This is a genomic window from Flavobacterium sp. (assembly GCF_049318185.1).
Classification (GTDB): domain Bacteria; phylum Bacteroidota; class Bacteroidia; order Flavobacteriales; family Flavobacteriaceae; genus Flavobacterium.
Genome location: NZ_JBMOGV010000074.1, coordinates 1 through 11,335, shown reverse-complemented (window position 1 = coordinate 11,335; position 11,335 = coordinate 1). Strand labels below are relative to the sequence as shown.

The window sequence follows — 11,335 nt, the reverse complement described above, 5'->3', positions numbered from 1 at the left end:
TAACTCCATTATTAGAAAAAAATAGAGTTCTTGAAGCTGTAGAAGTTTGCACAAAGTACTACTATGATAAATTTCCAAACATGACATTTAAAGAATGGTTTACTCTAATTAATGGAATTTATAATAACAAAAGATAATTTCCATCATTAATGAATAAAATAAAAATAACGACTTATGAATGGGTATTGGCTTTTTATAATATTAATTTTAATAATATTAATTTTAACATCAATAGATAAAACTAAAAATTTATTAAAAAATTATATTTCTGAATTTTTAACCACAATTGCATCAATAGGACTAGCCTTTATTGGGATTATGGCTAACAATGATAAAATTTTCATTTATGACTATTCTTGGAAAGATAGTTGGCCATACTTATTATCTTTTTTTAGCATTATGATGATAATCTCAGTTATTATAAGTGCTAGGGCAAATTTATCAGGTAAAACATTAAAAACAGAAATAGAGAAAAATAGAATTTTAGAAAAACAAATAGAAATAACAAAAGAAGAATATTATAAACTTTGCAGCAGTAATATTTTGACACTATTTCCAGAATTTTACACAACAGGTTCAGATAGAATTAGTATTTATAAATTTAATAATAATAATCATTTCATTTTATTAGGAAGATGTTCAAAAAATGCAAATTATAATAAAAGAACTAACTATGAATACAGTCATAACGAGGGATTACTTGGAAAAGGTTGGGAAAATGATAATGCTTTAATAACAGGTGCCCCTAGATGGTCAAATAAAAATAAAAAAGCTTACAATGATTTTATGAAACAACAATGTAATATCAACGATAAAAGACTTAATAAAATAATTATGAAAAGTCAATCATTATATGCAAAAACTTTACATGATAATTCTACTGCTGAAGATCCAGATGGAATAATTGTATTTGAATCAATTAATCCAACTAAAGTTAACAAAAATGAATGTGATAATTTGATCAATAGTAAAAAACCAGAATTATTACTTCTTCTAAAAAATATGAAAAGTCTAACAAAAAAAATATAAACATTGACACTATAAAAATATTAATAAATGAAAATGAGGTTGAAGTTATTGATGTTAAAGCCATTAATAACAAATTTAAGCTAATTTACAAAAATGATTGGTCTAAAATATTTGATTTATGAGAGCAAACTAAAATATTTGATAATCTTGAATTAGCTAATTTAAATTCTATTCAAAAGTCTGTTTCAAAAAGCGGAACAGTAAAAGAGGTTAACAATGTAAATGCTTTAAAATCAATTAAAAAACTAAATAAATTTGGTTTAAAATATTAAATAGTACTACTATTAATCAAAAAGACACTAAAATAAGTACAATAATGACTTGGCAAGAAATAAAATCTATATATGAACCTGGTTCAATATACAATCTTGAAGTAGAAAATATTTTAATAGAAGCTCAACTTATATTGTTCAAAATTGAAGGATATGACTGTAGATTACATGTTTCAAATATTGCTAATGAGCGAGAATTATCCCAAAAGCTATTTTCAGTTATAAAAAAGGGTGATATATTGTCAGTTGCAATAACGGATTATAATGATGAAAAACAAAATATAAATCTAAGCACTAAAGTCTTCAGAACTTATTTAGATGATGTTTTATCTTTTACAAGAAGTAAAAAGATAATAGAACAAGAACTTAAAGAACATCTAGGTTTACCGGAAAGATACCTTAGTATGCATAGAAATATGCTAGATAGATTAAGAGGAGATTTATCGTCTAATGAACTTACTTTCTTGTATGAGTTAATTCAAAATGCAGTAGATCATCCAAATAAAAACTTTAAAAATGTATCTGTAACCTTCGAAATATTTGACAATTATTTATTAGTAAAACATAACGGCTCATTGTTTACTGAAAATAATTTTAAATCAATTACGGGTATTTTAGCTGGTGAACAAATTAATGAAAGTGATAGAGAAAGGATTGGTTATAAAGGCATCGGTTTTAAATCAATATTTCGATACACACACAATGTGTATATTAGATCCGGTAATTTTAGTTTTAGTTTTAAAAAAGCAGAAAGTGGAGCTCATTTACCTTGGGAAGTTTTACCTATATTTCAATTGGAAAAAGATAAAGTTGATGAAATTCAACAATTTGATTTTTTTAACGTTCCTGTTGCTTTTGCAATTGAACTGATAAGTGAAGAACTTAAAAGTGATGTTATAAAATATTTAAAACAATTATCTCAAAATCCATATTTGTTAATATTCTTAGAAAACTTGGTTAGTCTGGAAATTAAAATTCCAGGTGAAATTATCCTATTAGAAAAAGAAATCGAAAAACAAAAAAACTTCGATATACTAACTTTAAAAGTGAATAATAATCAAGATGGTAAATATTTGACTATTTCTAAAGAATATGAAATTACAAATCCAGATGTAATAGCTGAATTGTTAGATGAAAACATTACTGCAATTCCATCTAAAATGAGAAACTTTAGAAAGCCCAAAGTTAGTATTGCCTTACCATTAATTGACAATTCCGAACTGATAAATCTTTTTACTTATCTGCCTTTGTCAAACACAAAACACGGTCTGCCATATATCATAAATGCTGATTTCATTCCTGATTTAGATAGAACAGATATAGTACAGAACTTAAAATACAATGATGAAGTTTTAAAATTTGCTTCAGAAACACTACTTTCTTTTTCACAAATTTTAATAAATGATAATAAGTACTCAGATTTTCTAAAATTAATACCTGATTTTGAAAATAGTAATATCAGTGCCTTGGAAATAATAGCTGAAAACTACTTGGAGAATAGTATCATATTAGAATTACCAAACCTTGATAACGTAAAAATTAAAAAGGATAACTTGATTATTGACAAGACTGGAATTTTTCAAATTATTGATAAGAAATACGTTAATCAAATAGAAAAATTCTTAGATAAACACATTCTATCTTCTTTATTAATAGATGAAGACGATAAGTTAATTGACTACTTGGAACTTGATACATTCAATGAAAAAGATTTAATTGATTTATTTAATCTAGTTACTTTCAAAAAAGATTATTTTTTTAATTACGAGCAATTTATTTTTTTCTTGTTTAGTATAAGAATTTTAGAAAATCATAAAAGAATATATAAAATTATTAGTGAAAAAGTCAAACCCTTTTTAATATCCGGTCTTGATTATCATGTTTCAGATATTACTATCTCCATACCCGATCTATATAAAGAAACGTTTAATTATTTAGAATTACTTACGCCTTGTCCTTCGGAATTAGAAAATATTTTTGTTAGTAAATTAAATATAAAATCTTTATTTAACATATTATCAATCGATGAATATGATGAGAAATTCACAGTTGATTTAATTGCAAAGAATATTGAAGAAATAGTCAAAAAACTATTATTAAATGAAGATGATAGTGATGAATTAAAAACAAATAAAAAAAAGTACATTAATAATCTTTGGTATTTTCTTTTTTCTAATAAAGATCTTGTCGATTCACGAAACAACAAATTAGTTAATAATCAATTTTCTGAACTTCTAATTGAATGTAATGACGGGCAATTAATTGTTTTGAAGGATGCTATTATGATGAAAGTGGATAATAGTAAGGAAGATTACTCATTCTTAAATGAAAGATATGGTGATAACGATATGAATTATGTTAACATTGATAAAATATGTAATGAATACAAAATTCAAAAAAATGAATTTATTAAATTTATAAAACAAATTGCTGATATTGAAATTACAGAAAGTAGACTATTTAATAGAACATTAAAAAAATTATCTATTAATGATTTTAAAGAAGTTCATAGCAGTAATCAAAATGATATTTTAAATTCATTAATATCCATTTTTAACTTTCTCAAAACAATTAAAGATCTTGATGTAAGTCGAGACAATTTGTTTAATTTCCCAATATTATGTTCTGATAATTCAATTGTCAGCCCAGCAAAATTGAATTTATTTATTGACAATTCATTTTCAAAATATATTGACGAAGTGGATTTTTATTCTAAAGAATTATTTCAAAACATTGATGATGTAAAATATATTTCTTCTGAATACATGGAATTGTTAGATAAAAAAAATCATATTGATTTTTATAGATTTTTATTGAAATTTAATATCACTCCAGGAATTAAAATTAATCAATTAAATGAACAAAGGGAATTTAAAACTTATCCATTTCCAAATGTTAACTATACAGTAAAGGACAATTTTTTTTACCTGGCATTTTTTAAACATCTTAATAATAAATTCGATAACTTAAATATATTTTGGAATAAATTAAATAGCATTGAAAACTATCATGAAATAATTAAAAAACCAAAGACAGGATTACAACATCCAATAATTAACGAAAGCCTATTTATATTATATTTAAATTACAAAGACAATAAATATTTTCCAATTAAAAGTGGTATTTGTGTTGGAGCTCAAGAGGTATATTCTCCAGATTTAGAAATTTATCTAAAGGATAATGAAAATTATTTAACTTTTGACATTAAGAAATTTATCGGTCTTTCTGAATGTTTGAATTTTAAAGATAAACTAGATAGTCAAGATATTATAAACGCGTTGCTATCAAATAAAGAATATGAAAATAATGATTATCAGAATTTAATTATTGACCATCTTTGTAATACTAATTTTACTAATGAACAAAAAGAAACTATTTGTGAGTCTATTGAATTCAAATGTTCAGATAATGAATTTAGAAAAATAATTGATACAATATATTTAGATAAATCTTTAGAATCTTTACCAATTTCTATAATATCAAAATCTAATGATTTATATAAAATCTCCATTGACAGTCTTGATTATAATGAGGGATTTAAAAATAAACTGACTGAACTCGGAATTACTGTTATTAGAGATGTTAATTTAACAATAAATCATACAATAGAAGAAATAGAAGGCGTGATAATAATTGAAGAAATTCAAAAAGTTGTTGAAGAATACTTTAATGACAAAATAGTAGTTCAGAATATTTCTGAAATTGAATATTTTTTTAATACCTATGATTTTGTTCAATGCTCTAATATTGAACTAACTTTTGATAATTATCCTACATATTCTGAGCCCGTTATGTTCTATAATGATCACAATAATAAGAAATTATTTTTTGCCGATGAATTAATTCTATTGGATGTATTATGTGAAGAATTTGGAATAAATAATTCAGATAAAATAGTCATTAGAAAAAAACTTAATAAACTTAGGGTAATTAAAAATGATGAAAATATAGATTATTTAAATAAAAATATAGAAACCAATTATACCAATTCAAACGATTTTTCATTAACCGAAATAGAAACTCTTAAACAAATTATTGGAGGAGAACTTACCGAAGAATTAACATCTCAATTAGAAGCAAACTTTTCGGCATCACTTAAAGGGATATTAAATTTGGATAATATTGGATTCTCACCAAGTAACCCAGAAGAATTTCGGGAAACAAATGTCAAATCTTTCAAAAATGATAAAGGGGAAATACGAAACATTATTTTTCGTTCCTCAGTAAAAGGATTATTGTATTTGGATCCTTACAGTTGGAAAAAATTAGAAGGCGATAATATAGAGCTTTGGATTTACTTAGGTAATGAAGATTTCAAAATAATATATTCAAAAGACGATTTAATAAACTTACCCTATAATCCATATACATTAATCCGTGTTGATAATAGTGTTAAAGATATTGAATTAGTAAATAAATTAATGGAAAACGCTCCAATCAGTTCTACTAAATTATTATTCATTACAAATCAAGAAATGGCGGAAAAATTAAATACCGATATTTTTAATAATGAAAATAATGTGATTACAATGAATAGTAATATTGGTGACGAAAATTATTTATAAGTATGGGTTCATTAACTAGAGACAAACAGATTAAATTTTATGAAAGAGAAATAGAATCTCTTCTAAATGAATATGAACTTTATTTTAAATCTAATATTGATGACTTAAAAAACTCTAAAGAATTATTTTTAGGTATTTATTTGGGTACAGATAACATAAGAGGTAATTGCATTGTAAAATTTAGAAAAACAACAGCGCCAGCTTTAAAAGTACCTCTTTTAGCTTTAAAGTTTCCTGATTCTGTTTTTGATTTTTCAACTTGGAAAAATATCTCATATGAAAACCTAAGAAGTAATGCTGAAATTACTTCAGATGTACTTCCAATCTTTATTCAAAAAAACGAAAAGGAAGAATTTATTGAAGTTGGTTTTAGCCAGGCAGAAATTACTTTTTTAGAATCATTAGTAATTGGTCAATATATTGTTTTTGGAAGAAAAGAACCTCCAATAAAATATTATACTAACTTAATTGAAGCAACAAAAAAAATTAACTCAGATTCAATGCCAGGAAGAATTCTTGATAATGAATACAATGATAATAATTTTGAAGTTTCCAAAGAAGATAAAAATACAGATGTTTTAGTAGAAATAAATAATAATTTTGATAGCTCTGATGTTGCTATTATTCAAGGACCACCTGGTACTGGTAAAACAACAATTTTAGCTAAAATTTGCAATTATTTATTAGAACACAATAAATCAGTTTTAGTGACCGCTTTAACAAATCGTGCTTTAATTGAATTAGTCACTAAGGATGGTTTATCAAATCATTTAAATGCTGGTAAAATTTCAAAAACTAATTTAAATTCAGAAGAGCAAAAACATTGTAAAGGGTTGAAAAATTGTGAAACAGTCTTACCAGCCAAAGGAGAGTTAGTATTGACTACATATTATAAAATGACAGGCATTGCTAATGAAACAGATTTTGAAACTATTTTTGATTATGTAATATTAGAAGAAGCCAGTCAATCGTTTTTAGGTACAATTGCTTGTGCTAAAGCTCTTGGTCGTAAATTATTAATAGTTGGTGATCACATGCAGTTACCTCCTGTTGTTTCACAGAGAAACCCTTCTATTATTGATAAAAAAATAAATTGGCTTATATATGGGCTAAAGCATTTTGCTTCAAAAGAAGAATGTCTCAAAATAAGACTGACAGGTTCATATAGATTACTTCCAGAAGCGGTTAAACAAACTGGTGTTTTCTATGATAACTCTTTAATCTCATTATCTGAATTAGAAACACCTTCTATCCAATTTGAAAAATTAAATAATCTATTTAATCCTAAAGGAGGAACATCAATATATTTTTCAGATATAAAACATGAAGGTAAGTTTACAATTTCAATTGCATCTTTACTTATTAAAATAATAAAGGAATTACAAAGTGAAAAACCAGATTTAGAAATAGCCATATTGACAGCGTTCAGAAAATCACGTAATTTTTTACAAGACAACATTTATTCTGAAATATCTAATAATGAAAACATTGTAATTGAAACAATTGACAGAATTCAAGGTTTAACATGTGATTTCACATTTTTTATTATCCCATACGATAACCCTAGTTTTAGTTTTAATATAAATCGTTTTAATGTAGCTACGAGTAGAGCAAGATATTGTACACTAATTATAACTGATTCAATTTTTGAGAATATTAACCCAGCTACTGGATTAGTAGCTGAGTTTTGGAATAGTATTTTACTAAAATAATAATTTATGATAAAATAAGAAGTTTATAATGACACATGAACAACTAAAATTAATACAACAACTTGCAGAATTAGGTGATGTTACCATTGTAAAAAAAACGGAAAACCCGATAGATTCATTTGCTCACTACTTTTCAAAGTTGGATATAAATGGTTTGGGAACCGTTTTAAGTAATCAAAACTATTATGATGGTATAACTAAGCAGGAGTATTTAGAATTAATTGAAAAACAATTTTTTAGCCTTAAAAACAATGGTATTCAATCCTTAAAAGCCATACCAGGTGTTTGTGATGGTTGCGAAAAAGGGTGTTCCGGTTTTACTTTTTTGGATGAAAAAGATGGTTTTTTTATGGATTTTATGGTTAAAATAAAAGATTCTGAAATTGTGAATTTAATGGAGTGCTTTAATCTTGTAAATGAAGTTGAAATACCAAACAAGTTAGAACAAATTACTGTTAAACCATTTACATTGGATACTGATAATGATAAGATTCCGTTTTAATTTTAACACCTAGTTTTCGTTTTATTCCCATTTTACAATAGCAACTCCAAATCCCCATTGCAAGGTTGCAAATAATTCTTCTGGTATTCCTAAACTCACATCTTTGTTTGCTTCATTTCGCTAATTTCATTTTTTAATCAATATTTTGTACCTTTAATTCTGATTTTTAAAGAGGTATTTTTTATGGAAACTATCGAATTAACTAGAAAAAAATTATACGATATTGTATGGTCAACAACACTTTCAAAGTTGACACAGGAGTATGCCTATACAAATGATGGCATAAAAAAAATTTGCAAACAATTTGAAGTCCCAATGCCTGATGGTAGTTATTGGTCTAAACTCAAATTCAATAAAAAGTTCAAAAAAGAAAAGCTAAATCCAATCTTTGGAGGAATGGATAAAATTGTTTTAACAATAAGAAAAGAAGGCAATCCAATTAATGTGGACCAAACACCATTAACCATTAGAACCAAAGAAATTGAGAATGATCCCAATGCACCTTTAACAGTTCCAGAAACTATAACAAAGCCAGATATCCTTACTATTCAAACAAAGGATTATTGGAAAGGTAAAATAAAATTCAATTCTTATCGTGAGGATAATAGAATTGTCTATCCTATAAGAGTTGGAAATGATTGTGAAAAAAGAGCATTACTTTTTATGGATACTTTTACAAAATTATTGAGGTATAGAGGACATACCTGGAGTAAAGAATATAGCTATACTGGTGTTTTAATCGATACTGTATTCATTGAAATCGATTTAAGAGAAGCTTCAAAGAGAATTCCTCCAACAACAAAATATGACTCTTCTCAATACATTCCAACGGGAGAGTTTATTATTAAAATGGGGAAATACTCTGGTGAAAGAGAATGGCGTGATGGTAAAGCCAAAGTTGAAGAAATGTTAGCAAAAATAATGGCTAAACTTGAAATCTATGCCGCTGCAGAAAAAATTCAGAAAGAAAGAAATCGTATTTGGCACTTAAACTATCAAGCAGAATTAAAAAGGAAGGAAGAAATAAAACAACGAAGAAACGAAGAGGTCGAAAAATTCAATAAACTCGTGAAATTATCGGAACAATACAATAAATCACTTTTAATTAGGAAATACATTGAAGCAAAAAAAGAGAAAGCGCAAAACGAAAATACTCTAGACCAAGAAACACAAGAATGGATAAATTGGGCAAATGACAAAGCAGATTGGTTAGATCCATTAATCAATAAACCAGATGAAATATTAGACGACAAATAGTAAAAACAACACCTTGTGAGGATTGATATTTCATTACGAATCTCATTTCTTATTTCATATTAATTAAACAATACATAAAATGGAAAATCCTTTTGAACTCATTTTAGAAAGACTGGATAGTATTGAAAAAGCTATCCAAAATTTAAATAGAATAGAACATAAAGCTCCAGTAAACGAATTACTAGATGTTGTACAATTAGCATTATATTTAAAAGTTACAAAGTCAGCAATCTATAAACTAACATCTACTAGTGAAATACCGCACTATAAGAATGGCAAAAAACTATATTTCAAAAAATCAGACATTGATGAATGGATATTCTCAAAACGAATAAAAACGCACGATGAAATCGAAAAAGAAGCTATGGAATACCTTAGGAAAAATCCCAGACGATTTTAAATGCTTTTCATTATTAATTAACTAATTCGCAAGACATTAAAATTTATTTTTATTTCATAAAACACACTCAAACTAATCTAAAAAAATCAGAAAACATACTAAACCCTATAATAAATATTAAATATCTAAACTAATAAAGCCCAATAAACAAAGGTGTTTCTTATTGAGAACAAAGATTAATTGTTAAAATACTTGGTCAATTATACATTTGTATATATATTTGCATCAATCGTACCAGTAGCGCTTCCCGTAAGAACAGCCTTCTGGTCTTTTTTTTTATATCTATATGGCGAATAAATTACCTAAAACCGTTGAGGAGCAAATAAACCTTTTGTTAGAAAGAGGGATGTTATTTAAGAACATTGACAATGCTCCACATTTTCTAAAGAACATCAGCTATTATCGTCTTAAAGGATATTGGTGGGAAATGCAATCGGATAAAGTAAACCACAAATTCAAAGAAGATAGTTTTTTTGAAGACGTTTTAGATTTATATAATTTTGACAGACATTTGCGCTTGCTTATGTTTGATGCAATAGAGCGTATAGAAGTTGCTTTGAGAACTAAATTAATCTATCACTTATCATTGTCCAATGGATCATTATTTTATCTTAATTATGATATTTTTACAAATAAATTCAAGCAACAAGCCACAATAGAACATCTAAGCATTGAAATAGAAAGAAGCAAAGAACAATTTATAGTAGAACACAGACTTCATCATAAAGGAGAGCCATTTGAGTCTTGGAAAGCTCTGGAAGTTACATCACTTGGCACACTTTCTAAATTATATAAAAATCTGAATCATCAACTACCCGAAAAGTCAAAAATAGCATTAGAATTTGGTTTTAATTCTCACAAAGATTTCTCCAGTTTTTTAGAAGCGATAACAGTAATAAGAAACGTCATAGCGCATCATTCAAGACTATGGAACAACAACATTACAACAAAATATTTATGGCCTAAAAACCTTAAAAACCAACCCATTACCTACGTTCCAAACGAAAATCAAAGAGCAAAACTATTTCCATTGCTATCATTGACATTATACACAATTGATTTTGTAAGTCCAGGAAACGCAATTAAAGAAAAATTCTTTAGTTTAATAAATGAATACCCTATAGTTTCAGTACACAAAATGGGATTTCCAGCAAATTGGAAAACTCAACCAATTTGGATAAAAGAATAGTTTTAAATTAGCATATTCAATTCAATTGAGGTACAATATATTCTTCAAAAAAAGAACGTTTTACATTTCTATTGCCACTCCTTTGCCAACGCTCCAAAAAAAATTACTGGCACAGTTTTTAGAAAAAACACGTACGCTTCGCAACTTGCGCCAGTAATTTTTTTCCCCAAGCTTCTTTACATAATGTGGCATTATAGTGCATAAAGAAACACCCTGCTTCTAATGAAAATCAAGGATGCACTATAATAACATTATGTAAAAAAGCCGCCACACCCAACGCGCTTGCCAGTGGCTCTAGGGCAACTTTTTGAGCAGCTTCCATCGCACCAGCCGGCTACTCAAAAAACCACCCTTCGCCACTGTCTTCAACAACGTTCGCTATTTCATAGGAAACTTTACGGTCATACTT

Annotated in this window: 7 protein-coding genes; all 7 read left to right on the top strand. The window is 26.7% G+C overall.

All coding sequences use genetic code 11. The features are described 5' to 3' along the window. Positions 1–174: 174 nt before the first annotated feature. The 7 genes from ACOYLT_RS07885 (at position 175) to ACOYLT_RS07855 (ending at position 10,926) form a co-directional block, all read left to right on the top strand. Positions 175–1,029 carry a hypothetical protein gene (locus ACOYLT_RS07885; protein ID WP_422853315.1) on the top strand — a complete coding sequence of 285 codons (855 nt, stop codon included), beginning with the start codon at positions 175–177 and terminating at the stop codon, positions 1,027–1,029. Between the two features lie 316 nt (positions 1,030–1,345). Beyond that, positions 1,346–5,866 (top strand): sacsin N-terminal ATP-binding-like domain-containing protein, encoded by a 4,521-nt coding sequence (locus tag ACOYLT_RS07880; RefSeq protein WP_422853314.1) that lies wholly within the window; start codon positions 1,346–1,348, stop codon positions 5,864–5,866. Positions 5,867–5,868: 2 nt separating this feature from the next. Then, on the top strand, positions 5,869–7,578 hold the full coding sequence (locus ACOYLT_RS07875; RefSeq protein ID WP_422853313.1) for an AAA domain-containing protein: 1,710 nt from the start codon (positions 5,869–5,871) through the stop codon (positions 7,576–7,578). 28 nt (positions 7,579–7,606) lie between these two features. After that, a complete protein-coding gene (locus ACOYLT_RS07870) occupies positions 7,607–8,080 on the top strand; it encodes a hypothetical protein (RefSeq protein WP_422853312.1) in 474 nt (157 codons plus the stop codon). Positions 8,081–8,263: 183 nt separating this feature from the next. Next, a complete protein-coding gene (locus ACOYLT_RS07865) occupies positions 8,264–9,337 on the top strand; it encodes a hypothetical protein (RefSeq protein ID WP_422853311.1) in 1,074 nt (357 codons plus the stop codon). 79 nt (positions 9,338–9,416) lie between these two features. Then, positions 9,417–9,737, top strand: a complete 321-nt coding sequence (locus ACOYLT_RS07860; RefSeq protein WP_422853310.1) for a helix-turn-helix domain-containing protein — start codon at positions 9,417–9,419, stop codon at positions 9,735–9,737. A gap of 286 nt (positions 9,738–10,023) precedes the next feature. Further along, positions 10,024–10,926 carry an Abi family protein gene (locus ACOYLT_RS07855; protein WP_422853309.1) on the top strand — a complete coding sequence of 301 codons (903 nt, stop codon included), beginning with the start codon at positions 10,024–10,026 and terminating at the stop codon, positions 10,924–10,926. Positions 10,927–11,335 lie beyond the last annotated feature (409 nt).

What these genes read in the sequence shown, in the direction of transcription:
- ACOYLT_RS07885 (WP_422853315.1), top strand. Translation starts at nt 175, where the DNA reads ATGAATGGGTATTGGCTTTTTATAATATTAATTTTAATAATATTAATT.
- ACOYLT_RS07880 (WP_422853314.1), top strand. Translation starts at nt 1,346, where the DNA reads ATGACTTGGCAAGAAATAAAATCTATATATGAACCTGGTTCAATATAC.
- ACOYLT_RS07875 (WP_422853313.1), top strand. Translation starts at nt 5,869, where the DNA reads ATGGGTTCATTAACTAGAGACAAACAGATTAAATTTTATGAAAGAGAA.
- ACOYLT_RS07870 (WP_422853312.1), top strand. Translation starts at nt 7,607, where the DNA reads ATGACACATGAACAACTAAAATTAATACAACAACTTGCAGAATTAGGT.
- ACOYLT_RS07865 (WP_422853311.1), top strand. Translation starts at nt 8,264, where the DNA reads ATGGAAACTATCGAATTAACTAGAAAAAAATTATACGATATTGTATGG.
- ACOYLT_RS07860 (WP_422853310.1), top strand. Translation starts at nt 9,417, where the DNA reads ATGGAAAATCCTTTTGAACTCATTTTAGAAAGACTGGATAGTATTGAA.
- ACOYLT_RS07855 (WP_422853309.1), top strand. Translation starts at nt 10,024, where the DNA reads ATGGCGAATAAATTACCTAAAACCGTTGAGGAGCAAATAAACCTTTTG.